This window comes from Streptomyces sp. NRRL B-24572, assembly GCF_002156145.1.
GTDB classification, from domain to species: domain Bacteria; phylum Actinomycetota; class Actinomycetes; order Streptomycetales; family Streptomycetaceae; genus Streptomyces; species Streptomyces vietnamensis.
This window is the reverse complement of record NZ_MWIG01000012.1, coordinates 1-16618: the sequence shown is the minus strand read 5'-3', so window position 1 is coordinate 16618 and position 16618 is coordinate 1. Positions and strand designations below refer to the sequence as shown.

The 16618-nt window shown below is 70.8% G+C and carries 15 protein-coding genes, 1 tRNA gene and 4 pseudogenes; 10 read left to right on the top strand and 10 right to left on the bottom strand.

Annotated elements, in window-relative coordinates:
* Positions 1–49: 49 nt before the first annotated feature.
* Positions 50–859, bottom strand: coding sequence for a phosphatase PAP2 family protein (locus CCN56_RS00870; protein WP_256961642.1), 810 nt, complete (start codon positions 857–859; stop codon positions 50–52).
* A gap of 150 nt (positions 860–1009) precedes the next feature.
* Here CCN56_RS00870 and CCN56_RS00865 point away from each other — a divergent pair, with 150 nt between their 5' ends.
* Both CCN56_RS00865 and CCN56_RS00860 read left to right on the top strand, forming a co-directional pair.
* Positions 1010–1612 carry a TetR/AcrR family transcriptional regulator gene (locus tag CCN56_RS00865; protein WP_086822191.1) on the top strand — a complete coding sequence of 201 codons (603 nt, stop codon included), beginning with the start codon at positions 1010–1012 and terminating at the stop codon, positions 1610–1612.
* 145 nt (positions 1613–1757) lie between these two features.
* Positions 1758–2129 (top strand): DUF488 domain-containing protein, encoded by a 372-nt coding sequence (locus CCN56_RS00860; protein ID WP_086822188.1) that lies wholly within the window; start codon positions 1758–1760, stop codon positions 2127–2129.
* Here the strand turns inward: CCN56_RS00860 and CCN56_RS00855 are convergent.
* A complete protein-coding gene (locus tag CCN56_RS00855; protein ID WP_086822184.1) occupies positions 2115–2726 on the bottom strand; it encodes a DUF309 domain-containing protein in 612 nt (203 codons plus the stop codon). The two genes, CCN56_RS00860 and CCN56_RS00855, sit on opposite strands and share 15 nt — an antisense overlap.
* A 92-nt stretch (positions 2727–2818) precedes the next feature.
* Between CCN56_RS00855 and CCN56_RS00850 the strand changes: the two are divergent.
* Positions 2819–5585: pseudogene (locus CCN56_RS00850) on the top strand (AAA family ATPase).
* An 85-nt stretch (positions 5586–5670) separates the two neighbouring features.
* Positions 5671–5744, top strand: a tRNA-Pro gene (locus CCN56_RS00845).
* A gap of 258 nt (positions 5745–6002) precedes the next feature.
* On the opposite strand, the pseudogene CCN56_RS44100 reads toward CCN56_RS00845, so the two are convergent.
* Both CCN56_RS44100 and CCN56_RS44095 read right to left on the bottom strand, forming a co-directional pair.
* Positions 6003–6407 (bottom strand): annotated as a pseudogene (locus tag CCN56_RS44100) (tyrosine-type recombinase/integrase); the annotation flags it as partial.
* The gene (locus CCN56_RS44095) at positions 6367–6603 is read right to left on the bottom strand and encodes a hypothetical protein (protein WP_256961641.1); all 237 of its coding nucleotides are present in this window, start codon (positions 6601–6603) and stop codon (positions 6367–6369) included. The pseudogene CCN56_RS44100 and the gene CCN56_RS44095, both read right to left, overlap by 41 nt.
* Positions 6604–7736: 1133 nt before the next feature.
* Between CCN56_RS44095 and CCN56_RS00830 the strand changes: the two genes are divergently transcribed.
* Both CCN56_RS00830 and CCN56_RS00825 read left to right on the top strand, forming a co-directional pair.
* Complete coding sequence (locus tag CCN56_RS00830; protein ID WP_086822181.1) at positions 7737–9146, top strand: vanadium-dependent haloperoxidase; 1410 nt, start codon at positions 7737–7739, stop codon at positions 9144–9146.
* 122 nt (positions 9147–9268) lie between these two features.
* Entirely contained in the window at positions 9269–9829 is a 561-nt protein-coding gene (locus tag CCN56_RS00825) for a DM13 domain-containing protein (protein ID WP_256961640.1), read from the top strand.
* 43 nt (positions 9830–9872) lie between these two features.
* On the opposite strand, the gene CCN56_RS00820 is transcribed toward CCN56_RS00825, so the two are convergent.
* Positions 9873–10376 (bottom strand): MarR family winged helix-turn-helix transcriptional regulator, encoded by a 504-nt coding sequence (locus CCN56_RS00820; RefSeq protein WP_086822197.1) that lies wholly within the window; start codon positions 10374–10376, stop codon positions 9873–9875.
* Positions 10377–10568: 192 nt separating this feature from the next.
* On the opposite strand from CCN56_RS00820, the gene CCN56_RS00815 reads away from it, so the two are divergent.
* The 3 genes from CCN56_RS00815 to CCN56_RS00805 are packed head-to-tail and all read left to right on the top strand — an operon-like array spanning position 10569 to position 12103.
* A complete protein-coding gene (locus CCN56_RS00815) occupies positions 10569–11165 on the top strand; it encodes a TetR/AcrR family transcriptional regulator (protein WP_086822194.1) in 597 nt (198 codons plus the stop codon).
* 41 nt (positions 11166–11206) lie between these two features.
* The gene (locus tag CCN56_RS00810; protein ID WP_086822175.1) at positions 11207–11494 is read left to right on the top strand and encodes a YciI family protein; all 288 of its coding nucleotides are present in this window, start codon (positions 11207–11209) and stop codon (positions 11492–11494) included.
* A 3-nt stretch (positions 11495–11497) separates the two neighbouring features.
* Positions 11498–12103 (top strand): DNA-3-methyladenine glycosylase I, encoded by a 606-nt coding sequence (locus tag CCN56_RS00805; RefSeq protein WP_086822173.1) that lies wholly within the window; start codon positions 11498–11500, stop codon positions 12101–12103.
* Positions 12104–12276: 173 nt separating this feature from the next.
* On the opposite strand, the pseudogene CCN56_RS00800 reads toward CCN56_RS00805, so the two are convergent.
* A pseudogene (locus CCN56_RS00800) lies at positions 12277–12606 on the bottom strand (redoxin domain-containing protein); the annotation flags it as partial.
* Positions 12607–12893: 287 nt separating this feature from the next.
* Between CCN56_RS00800 and CCN56_RS00795 the strand changes: the two are divergent.
* A pseudogene (locus CCN56_RS00795) lies at positions 12894–13271 on the top strand (transporter); the annotation flags it as partial.
* A gap of 377 nt (positions 13272–13648) precedes the next feature.
* Here CCN56_RS00795 and CCN56_RS00790 read toward each other — a convergent pair.
* From CCN56_RS00790 to CCN56_RS00775, 4 genes are all read right to left on the bottom strand, one after another.
* The gene (locus tag CCN56_RS00790; protein WP_086822172.1) at positions 13649–14131 is read right to left on the bottom strand and encodes a CBS domain-containing protein; all 483 of its coding nucleotides are present in this window, start codon (positions 14129–14131) and stop codon (positions 13649–13651) included.
* A gap of 115 nt (positions 14132–14246) precedes the next feature.
* The gene (locus CCN56_RS00785) at positions 14247–15545 is read right to left on the bottom strand and encodes an SLC13 family permease (protein WP_086822170.1); all 1299 of its coding nucleotides are present in this window, start codon (positions 15543–15545) and stop codon (positions 14247–14249) included.
* A complete protein-coding gene (locus CCN56_RS00780) occupies positions 15542–15877 on the bottom strand; it encodes a hypothetical protein (protein WP_143664380.1) in 336 nt (111 codons plus the stop codon). Before CCN56_RS00780 ends, CCN56_RS00785 begins: the two co-directional genes overlap by 4 nt.
* Before the next feature lie 134 nt (positions 15878–16011).
* The coding region (locus CCN56_RS00775) for an NAD-binding protein (RefSeq protein ID WP_179199621.1) at positions 16012–16618 on the bottom strand (607 nt) is incomplete at its 5' end.

The window sequence follows — 16618 nt, the reverse complement described above, 5'->3', positions numbered from 1 at the left end:
TCGCCGCCTCCGGAGTCGTCGACACGGCCCGCGTCTAAGGCCCCTCCGTCTACGGGGCGACGCCGGAGACGGACTCGATGGCGAACCAGTAGTGGTTGGCGGTGCCGACGATGACGAGCAGGGTGAGCAGCGGGTGCAGCAGCCAGAGGACCCGCCAGCGGGACCGGGTGGCGGCGATCAGGCCGATCGCGACCATCAGGGCCCAGCCGAAGTGCAGCGAGGGCATGGCCGCGAACTGGTTCGCCATCGAGTCCGTCTCCGGCGTCGCCCCGTAGACGGAGGGGCCGTAGACGCGGGCCGTGTCGACGAGTCCGGAGGCGGCGAGCATCCGGGGCGGGGCGAGCGGCATCAGCAGGTGCAGCGCGAGCGCGGCGCCGGTGGTCAGGGCCAGGACCCGGCGCGACCACAGGTAGTGCGCGGGGCGGCGCCAGTACAGCCAGGCGAGGAAGGCGATGGTGGCCGGGAAGTGCACGGCCGCGTAGTAGGTGTTCGCCGCCCGGATCAGCGGTTCGCCGTGCAGGAGCAGCTGCTGGATCGTTCCCTCGCCCGGCAGGTGGAGCGCGCGCTCGGCGTCCCAGACGCGGTCGGCGTTCCGGAAGGCGCGGGTCTCGTGGCCGTTGGCGAAGAGCCGGCCGAACTTGTAGACGAGGAAGAGCGTGGTGACGAGCAGGAGCTCCCGCAGGAGCGGCGACCTGGCGGACGCAGGCGCGGAATCGGACTCGGACTCGGACGCGGACTCGGGCCGGGACGGGGGCGTGGGTACGGGTGACGGCTCGGGCTCCGACTCGGGCTCGGACGCGTTCCCCGCGTCCTCGTCCCGGTCGTGCTCCCCTCGTGTCCCGCGTATCCCGACAGCCATCGCGCGGCCCTCTAATCCGTCAAATCGGCAACAAACGGAGTGAGCCTAGATCTGTTTTCATCGAGACGCAAGCGTCTCGATACGTTTGCGTCTCGATTGTGCACCCCCTACTCTCGTATGTGCAGAGACAGAGGTGTCCGGGAGGGATCGATGTCCACACAGGCCGCGACCGCCGCAGCCCGTCGCAGCAAGATCACGCCGGAGCGGGAGACGGAGCTCTACGACGCCGTGCTCTGCCTCCTCCGCGAGGGCGGCTACGACTCGGTGACCATGGAGGGCGTCGCCGCCCGCACCAAGTGCGGCAAGGCCACGCTCTACCGGCAGTGGGGCACCAAGCCCCAGCTCGTGACCGCCGCCCTCGCCCAGCGCCGCTGCATCGTCTTCGGCGGCATCGACACCGGCAGCCTCGCCGGCGACCTGCGCGAGGCCGCCCGGATCTCCGCCTCCCGGCGCGAGCGGGACGCCGAGCTGATGGAGGCCGTAGCCCAGGCCTACATCCAGCACCCCGACCTGCGTGCCGCCCTCCGTGAGACCGTCATCGCCCCCGAGGTCGCGGCCATCGACGCCGTCGTCGCGCGGGCGGTCGAGCGCGGCGAGGTCGACGCCGACAACCCGGCGATCGGCTTCGTCGCCCCCTGCTTCATGGGCATGCTCCGCATCGAGCGGCTCTACGAGGAGCGGTTCGCGGACGCCTCGACCATGCGCACCTTCGTCGACGCCGTCCTCCTCCCGGCGTTGCGCGTCGAAGGCTGAACCCCGGCCTCCGCCTCGAAGACCGAGCCCGGCCCCGCACCGCGCGTCGAAGACCGAGGCTCAGCCCCGGCCTGCGCGTCGAAGACCGAGCCCCGGCCGCGCGTCGGGGGAGGTGGGACCCCGCCCCGTCCCGCACCCTGGAGCCATGGCCGCCGCACACGCCCCCGCCGTCCGCGTCCGCCGCGTCTACGAGGACCCGTCACCCGACGACGGGGTGCGCGTCCTCGTCGACCGGCTCTGGCCGCGCGGCCTCAAGAAGACGGACGCCCGCGTCGACGAGTGGCCCAAGGCACTCACCCCGTCCACCGAACTCCGCCGCTGGTACCACGGCCCCGAGGGCGAGTACGAGGAGTTCTGCCGCCGCTACGAGGCCGAACTCGACGCCCCGGAGGCCGCCGAGGCCCTCGACCGGCTCCGGGACCTCGCCGCCCGGGAGACCGTCACCCTCCTCACGGCCGCGAAGGACCCGTCCGTGAGCCACACGTCCGTACTGCGGCGCGAACTAGACCGGCCGTAGCCGGGGCGCCTCCGCGGCGGCGTCGAGCACGCCCCCGTCCCCGCCCTCCGTACGGTCGGCCAACTCCCGCGCCCACGCCACGAGTCCGCCGACGTCGATCCCGTACGCACCGGGAACCGGGCCCCCGCCCGCCAGACGGTCGGCGCCCCGGCGCAACAGCCGGGCCCCGCCCGCCGAGTTGCCGCGGGCCGCGTGCGTCAGGCCGACGGCGAGCTGGGCGAGGCCCTGCCACAGGTCCCGCTCCGACTCCGGGCCGGACTTCCAGGCGTCCTCGAAGACCTCGTGCGCGTGGAAGGGCATCCCGGCGTCGAGCAGCCGCTGCGCCTCGCGCACGGTCTCGTCCGGCCCGCGGACGACGCCCTCGGGCAGCCGGGGCACCCCCTCCGCCCCGTACGGCAGCGGACGGCCGAGGCCGTCGCGCGGCCGGGCGCTGCGGGCGCGCCCCGCCGCGTCGCGATCCCTGCCGCGCGCGCCGTCCCGTACGCCGTCCCCCTCGGGGTCCCGCGCACCGTCACGTACGCCGTCCCGCGCACCGTTCCGCGCGCCGCCTTCCGCCCCGTCCCGCCCGTCTCCGTGGTCACCCGTTGTCCGGTTCACCCGTCCATTGTCACCCCATGGACGATCACGACCGCTAGGCTCGACGGTCCGGCGCTGTTCCGGTCCGCGCGGGTGGTGGTACCGGTAGCGTCATGACCAACAGTTCGTGTGTGGGGAGTGAGTCACCGGTGCCGACGGATCCCGAACAGTCGCCGCCCGCAACGCCGTTCGCGCTGGGCGTCTTCGACCCGGGGCGGGGCGGGCTGCTCGAACGCGGCTCGGAGCTCGCCGCGGCCGCCCACGCCGTCGACGAACTCGTCGCAGGGGCCGCGGCGGGCGGTCCCCCGCGCGGCGGCATCCTCGTCTACCGGGGCGAGCCGGGCATAGGCAAGACCGCGCTCCTCGCCGAGATACACCGCACCGCCCGGGACCGGTGCACCGTCCTCACCGCCCGCGGCGGCGAGACCCTCACCTCCGTCCCCTTCCACCTCACCCGCCAGCTGCTCCAGCCGGCCCTGGACGGCTTCGCCGAGGACGAGGTGCGGCACCTCTTCGGCGACCACTTCGACCTCCTCGCCCCGGCCCTCGGCATCGCCCCGCCGCCCCTGGACGCGCCCGCCGACCCGCAGGGCGTGCTGCTCGGCCTCGCCCGGCTCTTGGACCGTCTCGCGGACCGGCTGCGGGACCGGCCCCCGGTGCTGCTCGTGGACGACGTCCACTGGGCCGACGCCGAATCCCTGGCCTGGCTCGACGCCTTCACCCGCACCCGGCGCGACCACCGGCTGCCGGTCCTCGTCGTCCTCGCCCACCGCCCGTTCGTACGGGAGCCGCAGGGCCCCGGCGCGCCCGCGACGCTCGCCGCGCTCGCGGACCGCGCCGTCCTCACCCTCGGTCTGAACGCCCTCACCTCCGGGGCCACCGCCGCACTCGCCCGGGACGTGCTCGGCGGGCACGCGGACGACCCCTTCTGCCACGAGCTGTGGTCGGTGACCTCCGGCAACCCGTACGAGACGGTCGAGTTGCTCGCCAAGGCCCGCGACCGGATGCTCGAACCCGTCGCCGGCTCCGCGGGCCTCCTCCGCGACCTCGGCGCCGGCGCCCGCGGCGGCGGGCTCGTCGCCCGCCTGGAGGAACTCGGTCCCGGCCCGACCCGCCTCGCCTGGGCGACGGCGATCCTCGGCACGGACAGCACGCCCGAGCTCCTCGCGGCCCTCACCGGCAGGCCCGCGAAGGAGGTCGCCGAGGACACCGAACGCCTCCGCGCCGCCAGGATCGTGACGGCCCCGCCGACGACCGGCCGGAACGGACTCGCGCTCGTGCCCGTACCGCCGCTGGAGTTCACGCATCCGCTCATCGCGACCGCGGTGTACGGCTCCGTGCCCCCCGGCGATGCGCACCGCCATGCACGGGCTCGCGGCCTGGGCGCTCACCCAGGCGGGCCACGGACCGGCCGCCGTCTCCCGCCACCTCCTCGAAGTCCACCCCGACGACGACCAGGAGGTCGTGAGCCGGCTGCGGGCCGCCGCCGTCGAACACCTCGCCGTCGGAGCCCCCGACGCGGCCCGCCGCTGCCTGGAGCGGGCCCTCGTCGAACCGCCCGGCCCCGACACGTACGCCAGGGTCCTGTACGAACTCGGCTGCGCCTCCCTGCTCACCGCGCCCGCCGCCACCGTCCGCCACCTGCGCTCCGCTCTCGAACTGCCCGGCCTCGACGACGAGCTGCGCATCGACGCGACCTTCCGGCTCACCCAGGCCCTCGCCCACAACAACGAGCTCCAGGAGGCCGCACGGGCCGCCGCCGTCGAGTACGGCCGGACGCCGCCCGGCACCGGCCGACGACGGCTCCAGGCCGCGCACTTCATGTACGAGGGGTTCCAGGCGGCCGAGATGGACGGCCCGGACCGCTCCCGCCGCCTCGCCGAGCTCACCGCCGGCTTCACCGGGGCCGACAACTCCGAACGGGCGCTCATCACCGTCCGCGCCTTCGACGCGATGATGCGCGGAGAGCCCGCCACCGAGGTCGTACGGCTCTGCGACCTCGCCCTCGTCGACGGCGTACCCGCCCGCGGACTCAGCTGGACCGACCCCGTCTGGGGCTTCGAGATCCCGGCCCTCACCGGCATCGCGTACGCCTTCGCCGACCGTCCCGACCGGGCCGAGGCCCTCTTCGCCGAGGCGGTCCGCGCCTTCGAGATCTCCGGCTGGAGCGGCGTCCACCTCGCCTTCGCCCACACCCTCCTGGGCCTGGTCCACCGGCGCCGCGGCGACCTGCCCCGCGCCCAGCACCACCTGGAGGAGGGCCTCCGGCTCGCCGACCGGGTCGGCGACGGCCTGCCCGTCCACTGGGACACCGCCTGCCTGCTCGTCGACACGCTCGTCGCCCGGGGCCGTACCGCCGAGGCACGCTCCGTCGCCGACCGGTACTCCTTCGGCCCGCCCTGGCCGGGCGCGATCGTGCTGCCCGACGGCCCCAGCGTCCTCGGCCGGCTCCTGCTCGCCGAAGGCCGTACCGAGGAGGCCGTCTCCACCCTGGAGGGCGCGGCCGAGGCCCTGACCGTCCGCGGCCGCCACCACATCGTCTGGGCCCCCTGGCCGCTCGACCTCGCCCGCGCCCTCGCACCCACCGATCCGGACCGCGCGGCCGGGATCGCCCGCGAGGCCCACGCCCACGCCGAACGCCTCGGCACGCACACCGCCCTCGGCGAAGCCCTCCGCTGCCTCGCCCTCTTCGCCGACCCGGCCGAGTCCCAGCAGCTCCTCGCACAGGCCGTCGAACACCTCGCAGCGTCGCCGTCCCGCTACGAGGAAGCCCGCGCCCGCCTCGACCTCGCCCACGCCACCGGCTCCGCCACCACCCTCGCCGAAGCCACCGCCCTGGCCGCCACCTGCGGCGCCGACCTCCTCACCTCGGACAAGTGACAGCGGGTGCGTCATCCCACCCTCCGGAGTGAGGTAATGTTTTCCCTGCACGGCGACGCGGGAGAAACCCCGCGGAGACGCGCATCGGGACGTGGCGCAGCTTGGTAGCGCACTTGACTGGGGGTCAAGGGGTCGCAGGTTCAAATCCTGTCGTCCCGACTCGTAAGAGTCGCAGATCAGGGGCCGTTTCAGAGCAATCTGGAACGGCCCCTTGATCGTTTTTGGGGACCAGTTGGGGACCAGGGCGGTCAGCGGGGGGCAGACGGCGACAACTGCCGTGGCAGGCAGCGAACGAGGTGCACGGAGCACCATGAGGTGCGCGGAGAGGGCCGCACCGGCTGCGGTGATCTGGCCGGCGTCGGGGTGCAGGTAGCGCTGGGTGGTGGTCAGTGAGCCGTGCCCGGCGATCTTGCGCAGGACGTGAAGGGGGACCCCGGCGTCCGCGAACCACGTCAGCCCGGTGTGGCGCAGGTCGTGTCGTCGAAGGTGCTCGAAGCCGAGCCGGCTCACGACCTCGCCCCAGTGCGTGGCGTCACGCAGGACGGCCGTGGAGATGCGTCCGCCGCGAGGACCGAAGAAGACGCGGGCGTCCGGGTTGTCACCGGCCGCGAGCAGGCGCTGGGCGACCATCGGCCGGACTTCTTCGATGAGGGGCACCTCGCGGGCGCGCTTGCCCTCGGTGGCCTTGTCGACAAGCCCACCTCGGGCGGGGGTGGTCTGCCGGCGGACGGTCCAGATCCAGTTGCCGGTGTCGATGTCCCGGACGCGGACGCCCGAAACCTCACCGATCCGCGCTGCTGTAGAGGAGGCGAAGGTGACCACGTCGCCCCAGGCCCTGGTACTGGCCGTGCGAGCGGGCGACCAGGGCCTTGGTAAGGGCCTGCAGAGCCTCCCGGTCGGGAAGGGCCAGCGCGCGAGGACCGTTCAGCTCGTCCTCGACCTGCTGGTACTGCCGCTGCCAGCCGCTGACCCGGGCCGGGTTGACCTTTATCAGGCCGTCTCGGACCGCCTGCTCCATAGAGGGTGACGCGATCAGACACGGGCACGAAGGGCGGCCCCTGCGGAGGGCGGGCCGAGAGCCAACGACGGAGGGTGGAGGGATCGACGTTCAGTGTGCCCGAGAGCTCGTCGGTCGTGAGCCACTTGCCGGTGACCAGGTCGGGGAGAGCGTCTCGTCCGGTCTGAATGGATTTCCGGGAAGACATGAGTTCCTTGTGGCGCGGCGCGCCGACGGGATGAGGTGAGGTCATGAGCAGGATCGATCAGCTCCCTTGGTCAGGCGAGTGCCGGAACGACGACCATAAGAGCAACGGTGGAGAAGTCCAGCGGAAAACCTATGGATTCGCGCACGGAGAACAACCTGTTCTGAAATGCCCCGCGCATGGAGGCAATCGGGATACACACCTCTGGGTAAGGCGCGAAGCGCCCAGTACGGGAGGGGCGTTCAGGGCTTCGGCAGGGCACGTGCGCGGTTGCTTCGTGGCTGGGAGCGAGGTGTCGGCATGGATGTGATGAAGACGCATGAGGGGAGCTATGGCTTTCGAAGCGTGGCTGACAGAACCGTGCTGGGAGAGCTGATTTTCCGAACGAATCCCCGGTTTCGGAAACCGGGGATTGCGTGCTATATATCGCCCAGCGGTGATCGTCATGGCTCCGTCAGGAGGTCGTTGCCGCATATGAGGCTGCATGGCTGAGTCCTCGTTGGTTCCGCGATCGACGCCTGGAGCAAGGAGTCAGTCGGCCACGAGGGGATCTTCTTGAAGTGGTCGTCCTCGGCGCGCTGACCTGCGCAGGTAGCCGTATGAGTCGTGCTGACCTGCGACTTTGCCCGTTTCCGGGGCTTTCAGGATGACGCCGTTTTGCGTGGTCGATTCTCCCCAGGGTCAAGGGTTCTTCAGGGAGTTCCCGTTGGGGAGGCGGCGCTCCTACGGCTGGTGAGTGGAGGGGCCCCGGACCGGGCCGGGGCCCAGCCGGGCTTCCGTCCGTGAGGCGTCCTTCGTGCCGGCGGGGCATTGGCCTTTCGGTCATCTACGTGCGCGGGGTCGGCCATTCCGCGCCGGTACGGACCAAGTCCGCCTACGGCACACGCCATGATCTCGCCCGCCACCAGACGTGTGGTGATCAGCCGACGTGATCACAAGGAGCACCGTCATGACGCCCACTCCGCGCAACCGGCTCAGAGCCCTGGCGGTCGCCGCCGTCCTCGCCACGACCGGGACGCTTCTGACCGTCTCCCCACAGCCCGCGCAGGCGGCCCTGCCGCCGCAGACGATCAAGGACCCCGTCCACTACTGGAACGACGTCCTGCTGAACGTGGTCCGGCGCGAGGGCGGCGGCCCCGGCCCGATGGCGCGCGCCGCGGCCATGCTGAACGCCGCGATCTACGACGCCGAGAGCTCCTACCAGCTCAAGTGGAAGGGCAGGATCACCTCGGAGCCGTACATCCACGCCGAGAAGTACGCCGGCTGGATCGAAGGCCCCGACGAGGAGGAGCGGGTCGTCGGGCGTACGGCCTACAACATCCTTCTCAAGCTGTACGGGAAGAACCAGACGGCCTACCTCGACGCCCGCTTCCGCGAGCGGTTCGGCACAGAGCCCACCGAGTTCGACCTCCTCGACGCCACCGTCGTCGGCAAGATGGTGACCCAGATGATGGATGCCCGGAACGGCGACGGCTCGGACGACGACCGCGTCTATGTCGGCGACTCCGCGCCGGGGGCCTGGCGGCCGACGAGCTATCCGGACATGCGGGACCCCAACTGCGCCCAGGCGAGCCAGGCCGTCACGCCGTACTGGGGCCTGGTCAAACCCTTCGCCCTCACCTCCGGCTCGCAGTTCCGGCCGCCGACGCCCGGCCTGTACGGCACGTACGACCAACTCCTCGCGAGCGACGCCTACAAGGCCCAGGTGGAGGCGGCCCGATCGGCCGGCGCCGACAAGCCGACCGCGAAGACCCCGGTGATCAACCGCAGCCCCGACCAGGAGGCGGCCGCCTGGTTCTGGGCCAACGACAACGACGGCACCTACAAGCCGCCCGGCCAGCTCCTCCAGGCCACCCGGGAAATCGCGACCACGCGCGGGCTGACCACGTACGAGAACGCGAAGTTGTTCGCCCTCGTGTCGATCGCGATGGCCGACGCCGGCATCGCCGTCCGTGACGTGAAGTTCCTGACGCCCATCGATCTGTGGCGCCCCGTCTCGGCGATCAGGGAAGGCGGGCTCGACCCGGAGTGGAAGCCGCTCTTGAAGAATCCGGCCGGGGTGAACGTGGCGCCTTGCTTCCCGGCGTGGGCATCGGGCCACGCCACGTTCGGAGCGGCCTGGGCGGGCATCATGAAACGCTACTTCGGCTCGGACGGCATCGCCTTCGACATGACCACCGACGAACCCCGCTCCCCGGTCAAGTCCCGCCACTTCACCAGCTTCAGCGCCGCCGCCCGCGAGGACGCCAACAGCAGGATCTGGCTCGGCGTCCACTTCCCCTGGGACGCTGAGGACGGCCTCACCCTCGGCGACAAGATCGCCGACCACGTCTTCACCACCAGGCTCCGCACGCTCTGAGCGGGCGGCCATGTCCCGGCCCGATGACGTAAGCATTTCGTCATCGGGACGGGGCTGTCTGACGGGGGGCAGGTCGTCTTGGATGGCGGATGAAGGCGAGCAGAGATGTGAAAGGGGGCCTCGTGGAGCGCGTCACGAGGAAGCAGCGGTGGGCCGCGGTGGCCGTCGCGGGTTTGGCGGTGGCGGTGGCCGGGTTGCTGTGGTTCAAGCCCTGGGCACTGTGGGTGGACGAGACGGTGAACGAGGCGCTGCCTTCCGCGGGTGCGACTCCGAGCGAACCTGCGGCCAGTGGGCTTTCCTCCGCGTCGGTCACTCCCACGCCCCCCGGCCCGGTCACCGTCGCGCAGGGCGTCTTCGTCAGTCACGAGCACGCCACGACCGGCAGGGCGAAGATCATCCGGCTCGCCGACGGCACCCACACGCTCCGGCTCGAAGGACTGGACACGAGCAATGGCCCGGACCTACGCGTTTGGCTGAGCGACGCGCCCGTGAAGGAGGGCAAGGCGGGCTGGGGCGTCTTCGACGACGGGAAACACGTGAACCTCGCCCGGTTGAAGGGCAACAAGGGCGACCAGAACTACCCGCTGCCCTCGGACTTCGACTGGTCGGCGTACCCGAGCGTCAGCATCTGGTGCGACCGGTTCGACGTCTCCTTCGGCGCTGCGGCGCTCGCTCGCACCTGACATCGGTACGACGGGTGCGCGCCGCCGACGCCCCCGAGCGGAATCAGGCCGGATCGTCAGGGCCCCCGTGGCCCTCGACGTTGGCCACCATCCTGCGCAGCACCTTGAGCGCGGCCACGTACTCCTCGTCGCTGATGCCCTGGTGGACCACGGCGCGTACCTCGGTCGCCAGCTCACGGAGCCGTACTCTGGCGGCCTCCCCGGCATCCGTGAGGTGCAGGCGCTGCCCGTCGTCGATCCGGAGCCATGCGCGGTGGAGCAGCTGGTCGACGACCCTGCCGATCTCGTGCGGCCCGTCGGCGAGATGCGTCAGCTGCGCGACGACCTCCTCGCGACTCGGCGCCGCAGGACCGCCGTTCACGCGGTTGAGTACCCAGTACTGCGGCTGCGTGACGTCGATCCTGGCCATGGCGTCCCGCAGATGCCGGGTGACGGCCGTCTGGGTCAGGCCGCACCAGTAGCCCACCGGCTGAGTGGCCAGCATGTCATCGGTGGCGGCCGGGTTCGCCGGCGCCTGATCGGTGGTGGATCCAGTCAGTAATTCCATGATCACGACGCTACATCCCGCCGGCGCGCCGAACCATCGGAATGCGGCATCCACTGCAACTCGTCCCGGACGCACGCCGAAGCCGTCGGCTGCGATCGCGAAACGCACTGAAGCGCTAGGACGCTTGTCCTATACTCGAGCCAAGAGTTAGGACGCCCGTCCTAGCCAAGGGCGAGGGCTGTGGGGCACGTGGTGGCTGAGGGCGCGGGTACGCGGGCGCAGATCGTCGATGCTGCGAACCGGCTTTTCTACGTGAAGGGTTTCGAGCACACGTCGTTCGCGACGATCGCCGAGACGGTGGGCATCTCGCGGGGCAACTTCTACCACCACTTCAAGAGCAAGGACGAGATCCTCGGCGCGGTCATCGAGGCCCGGCTCCAGAGCACGCGCGCGATGCTCGCGGAGTGGGATCGGGATGAACGGGGTCCCGCGGAGCGGGTGCGGCGGTTCGTGGAAATCGTCGTCACCAACGGCGCGGACATCCAGAACTTCGGCTGCCCGGTGGGGACTCTGACGAACGAGCTCGCCAAACTCGGTCATCCCGCACGGCCCCAGGCCGTTGCCGTCTTCGACCTGTTCCGGACGTGGCTCCGGGCACAGTTCGAGGAGCTCGGCTTCGCCGCCGAGGCCGACGATCTCGCGATGCACGTGCTGGCCTTCAGCCAGGGCGTGGCGACCCTGTCCAACGCCTTCCGCGACGGCGAGTTCGTGCGGCGGGAGGTCGACCGCCTTCACGCCTGGCTCGACGAGCGCCTCGCACACGGTCCGACGCCGCGCGCCGCTCACTGAACCCGACCACTTCCACCGTCCAGTAGTCGAAGGAGATTTCCGTGTTCGTCGTCCTGCTCCGCTTCGCGGCCAACAAGAGCCAGGCCCCTGATCACATGGCGGAACATCAGAAGTGGATCCGGCAAGGCGTGGAGGACGGAGTCTTTCTGCTGGTCGGAAGCCTTCAGCCCGGCCAGGGCGGTGCCGTGCTGGCCCACCGTACGACCCTCGACGAGCTGCGGGACCGGGTCGCGGCGGATCCGTTCGTCGCCCACGAAGTGGTCTCGGTCGAGATCATCGAGATCGCGCCGAACACCACCGATCCCCGGCTCGCCTTCCTGACGGCCTGATCCATGGCTGTCTTTATCGCCCCAGACGGCGAACCGCGATGCGGGTGGGCCGGCGGCGCTCCCGAGTTCCTGGACTACCACGACAACGAGTGGGGCTGTCCCGTCGTCGACGACCGGCGGCTGTTCGAGAAGATCAGCCTGGAGGGCTTCCAGTCGGGGCTCAGCTGGCGCACCATCCTGGCCAAGCGGGAGAACTTCCGGAAGGCGTTCGTCGGCTTCGACTTTCACCTGGTCGCGGAGTTCACCGAGACCGATGTGGAACGGCTCCTCCAGGATCCGGGGATCGTCCGCCATCGGGGCAAGATCGAGGCCGTCATCAACAACGCCCGCCGAGCGGTCGATCTGGCCGCTCGTGAAGGTTCACTGGCTGCCTTCTTCTGGCGCGGCGAACCGGGACCGGGCGAGGTCGACCCGCCGCAGACGGTCTCGGCTTCGCCGGCTTCGGTCGCCCTGTCCAAGGACTTGAAGAAACGGGGCTGGAAGTTCGTCGGACCCACCACCGTCTTCGCGTTCATGCAGGCCATGGGGCTCGTCAACGACCACGTGGCCGAGTGCGTCATCCGCCTGCGGGTGGAGAGGGAACGGTCAGCGTTCGTGCGGCCCGGCTGAACGTCGCTCCCGGGGCTCGCGGCGAGGCGACGGTGCGACGGCGTGACGGGAACGCCGTCTCGTGGCCGAGGTCGCTTCGCCCGGCCAGGCGGTGGCCATGGCTCTATCGGACCGGTGCGGTGGACGGCGCCCGGAGGGGCGCGTCCACCGCACCGGCCCTCGGCCGCCGTCTCTCAGACCAGCCGGTCGAGCGCGGCCAGAACGTCGGCCGGCTCGGCGCGGGTGGTGTAGTCGGTGTTCACGAAGGCCCAGCGGATCGTGCCGTCGCGGTCGATGACGTAGGTCGCCGGCACGGGCAGGGTGCGCGGGTGGCCGGCGTTCGAGCGGTCCAGGTCGATGCCGAAGGAGGTGTAGGCGGCGGCGAGGTCGTCGGGCAGGTCGAAGGCGAGGCCGTACTGCTTGGCGGTGTCGCAGCCGAGGTCGCTGAGGACGTTGAAGGCCAGCACCACCGGACCGTCCTCCCGATCGGCCCAGCGGCGGACCTGGTCGGGTTCCAGCGGGGTGCCGTGGCCGACGTGGAGGCCAGCGGGGTTCAGGGCGAGCCGCAGACGCCTGCCTCGACAGCTTCTCCTCGTTGTTCCGGACGGCTATCCCCAACAGTGAACCGAATGCGGCCGGGCAAATCTCTTCGGCATCCTGCGCCACGTTTGCCGCAGTAGAGGATCGGACGGCGGGCCTTACGGGCCGTCGGTGGACGGCCGTCCGAAAATACTCGTGGCTGTCTTGCCGTTGTCGCTTGGCGATCACCGAAGGGGGGCTGGTCCTGAAACTGTTCAACACGACGAACGGTGTGACCGAGGTGGCGCCGTGGCTGGCTGAGGCCGATGTGCAGGCGCTCGTCGAGAGCGCGATGGAGCTCATGCTCGGGGTCCGCTTCCTGGCCACCGAGTACAGCACGGGCCCCGTGCACGGTGGGCGCATCGGCTCGCTCGGGCTGGACGAGAACGGCGCGCCGGTCATCGTCGAGTACAAGCGGGCGACCGATCCCGGTGTGCTGTCGCAGGGGCTCTTCTACATGGCGTGGCTGATGGACCACCGCGAAGAGTTCGAGGCCCTGGTCCGCGAGCGGCTTGGCTCGGCGGCAGCCGCCGGCATCCTCTGGAGTGCGCCTCGGCTGATCTGTGTCGCCGGCGGATTCACGCGATACGACGAGCATGCAGTGCACGAGCTGTCGTACGCGTCGGCGTAGTGACCCTGGAGATGCAGGTGTTGCCACGGGCGAGCGCAGATGCGCACCGCCACCGTCCCACGGACACGGGTTGCGTGAAGTCTCCGGTGAAAAGCCAGGGCATCTCGGTAGGGCGTCCGGCCCGGACGCGGTGCACGCAAGCAGCATCCGTTCCCCGTCGTCGTCGGCGGCGTCGTCGGTCGCCGGCGGCGGGGGTGGGACGCGAGTGCGTGACCGAGAGACAGGGTGCGCCGGGAACTGGCTTGTGAACGCAAGGCCTTGGCTCGAGCAGGCCGACACGCGGCACCTCCTCGCGGAGCGGCCCTTGCGGCACGGGAGCACTTCAAGGCATGCCCTGATTCCGGGGCGCAGAGGCTTCAGCCACCGCCCGCTCGGTCTTCGCCCGCAGCGCGGAGGAGCTCGTGGAGCAGGTGGGAGGCGGTGATCACGCCGATGAGGTGGGTGCCGTGGCCGGTCTTCTCGGCCACGGCGACGAGTGGGCTGCGGACGCGCGCCATGAGTGCCGCGACTTCCAGGGCGGTGTCGTCCGGGTCGGCGAGGGGCGGTGGGGTCGCGTCGGTGGGCAGGCAGTCGCGTACGCGCCGTCCGGCCAGGGCTTGGCAGAGGCGGTCTGCGTGCCGCTCGTCGACGACGGCCGCGAGCGTCGGGTCCTCGATGACGTACTCGGGCACCAGCATCTTCACCATCTGGGAACCGGGCAGGATCGCTTCGGGTTCACCGTCCTCGCCCAGGACCAGGAGCCCGGGGAGTCGGTGCTCGGCCATCAGCCTGGCCGCGTCGAGGGCGTCGCTGTCGACGCTCACCGATTCGTATTCGACGGCCAGGTCGCGTGCGCGCACGGTGGGCTCCTTGTGGGTGCGGGTTGGTCCCTGAGGGCAGCATCGTCCATGTCCGCCGGTCAGGCGATGACCTTGACGGGAAACACACGGACCGTGCTTCGGGCGTCGTGATGGGTCAGGTGAGTGCGAAGTAGCGGAGCCATACGTACGCGGCGGAGACGGCCATGGTGGCGGCGGTCACGACGAGTCCGTACTTGGTGAACTGCCAGAAGGAGATGGGTGTGCGGTTGCGTTCCGCGATGCCGAGGACGACGACGTTGGCGGAGGCGCCGATGGCGGTGGCGTTGCCGCCGAGGTCCGCGCCCAGGGCGAGGGCCCACCACATGACGTGGTCGCTGGAGCCGCCCATCGCCTCGACCAGGTCACTGGTGATGGGGGCCATGGTCGCGACGTACGGGATGTTGTCGACGATGCCGGAGAGCACGCCGGAGGCCCCCAGCATCAGCATGGACCCGCCGAGCTCGTTGTCGCCGATGGCGCCGGCGAGGGCCGTGGACACCTCGCCGATGACTCCCGTCTCGATGAGGCCGCCGATCATGATGAACAGACCGGCGAAGAAGGCGAGCGTGGGCCACTCGACCTCGCCGAGCACCTCGCCGGTCTCCGCGCTGGACAGGGCGACGAGCAGGCCCGCGCCGAGGAGGGCCACGATGCTGGGCGCGTAATGGAGGACCGGGTGCAGTACGAAACCGGCGACGACCAAGGCGAGCACGATCAGACCCTGCACCAGGAGGCGGGGGTCGCGGATGGCCTCGCGTTCCTCCAGCGCCATCACCTCGGCGGCGCGGTCCTCGTCGTACGTGAAGGACTTCCGGAACAGGAAGCGGCACAGGGCGATGAGAACCAGTACCAGGAGGGCCGACAGGGGCGCGAGGTGGACGAGGAAGTCGTTGAAGGTCAGCCCGGCCCGGCTGGCGATGATGATGTTCGGCGGATCGCCGACGAGGGTGGCCGTGCCGCCGATGTTCGAGGCCAGCACCTCCGCGATGAGGAACGGCGCGACCGGCAGCGCGAGCCGTTCGCACACCAGCAGGGTGACGGGAGCGACGAGCAGCACGGTCGTGACGTTGTCGAGGAGCGCCGAGGCGACCGCGGTGATGACCACCAGCATGGTCATCACCCGGAAAGGCTTGGCCCTGGCCCTCTTCACCGACCAGATGGCCAGGTACTCGAACATGCCGGTCCTCTTCAGGACGCCGACGATCATCATCATGCCCATGAGCAGGAAGATGACGTTCCAGTCGATGCCGCTGTGCTCCGAGAAGAAGGCGGACTTGTCGTCGGTCGCCCCGATCGCGAGCATCAGGCCGGCGCCGCCCAGGGCGGCCGCGACCCGGTGGACCTTCTCGCTGATGATCAGCGCGTACGTGCCGGTGAAGACGGCGATCGCCGCCCAGCTCTGCCAGTCGTTCACGATCCTCCGATGAGTCGTCCCGTCAGACGGGTAGCCGCGGCGGGGGACTCCGCCGACACGCGGGGGCCGGGCTCTGCCAGGTCGCAGACGGCCGAGGCGAACCCGTTCGGCCGGACGCAGGTCGCGACCAGCTTCTCCTGGCGGTCGAAGTTGGTTCTGATGAACGCTGCTCCGCCGATGGGGGAGAGGAACAGGGCTGAGCCAGCGGCGAATCCGGAGACCTGCGCCGAGATGATCAGCGCGAGGCCGACGACGGCACTGCGCACCATGGCGGCGTTCCCCCGATCGGCAAAGAGAGCTCTCTCGAATTCGCCGACCAGACTTCCCGGCACACCGCAGGGAACCTTACATGTTCTTAACGGGATGCCGGCAGGTCTCTAGCGCGCACCCGCCGTGCCGTTACGTTGCCGGGGCACGGCAGTGACTCTTACGGCAATGGGTTGGGCTCTGACGCAGGAGATCGGAGTCATCGCTCGGCAGCGCGTGCTGCCGGTCGGGTATTCAGGAGTTCGGCGAGGCCGCGGCGGGTGGCGGCGATGACGACGCGGTCCTCGGGGCGCAGGACGTAGCCGGGGTGGAGGTCCCACAGGAGCTGGGCGTGGTCGCCGTCCTGGTGGGCGGTGGCGAGGTCGGGGCGGCGGGCCGTCGGGGCCGCGGTGTCGAGAGCGAGGATGCGCCAGGCGCCGGGGCGGAAGGCCTCGGAGACGGTGCGGCCTTCGAGCTGCGGGTGGCCGACGACGGGGAGGGCGGCGAAGAGGAGGACCTTGCGTTCGACGGGTATGGCGCCGAGGACCTGGCGGCCCATCATGGCGCCGGCGAAGGCGGGCGCGGCGAGGTGGGAGACGCTGCGACTGCGGGTGAGGGCATCGGGATGCGCGGTGCGCAGGGTGCGGTAGACGGCGGTGGCGAAGTCGTCGTCGTACAGCCGTAGGGCGACCCGCAGGTCGGACTTGAGGGTACGTGCGGAGAGCGCCGCTTCCAGGTTGGTGGTGTCGGAGCTGGTCAGCGCGAGGAAGGCGTGCGCGCGATCGGTGTTCGCCGCTTCCAGGACGCCGTCCTCGGTGACGTCGCCG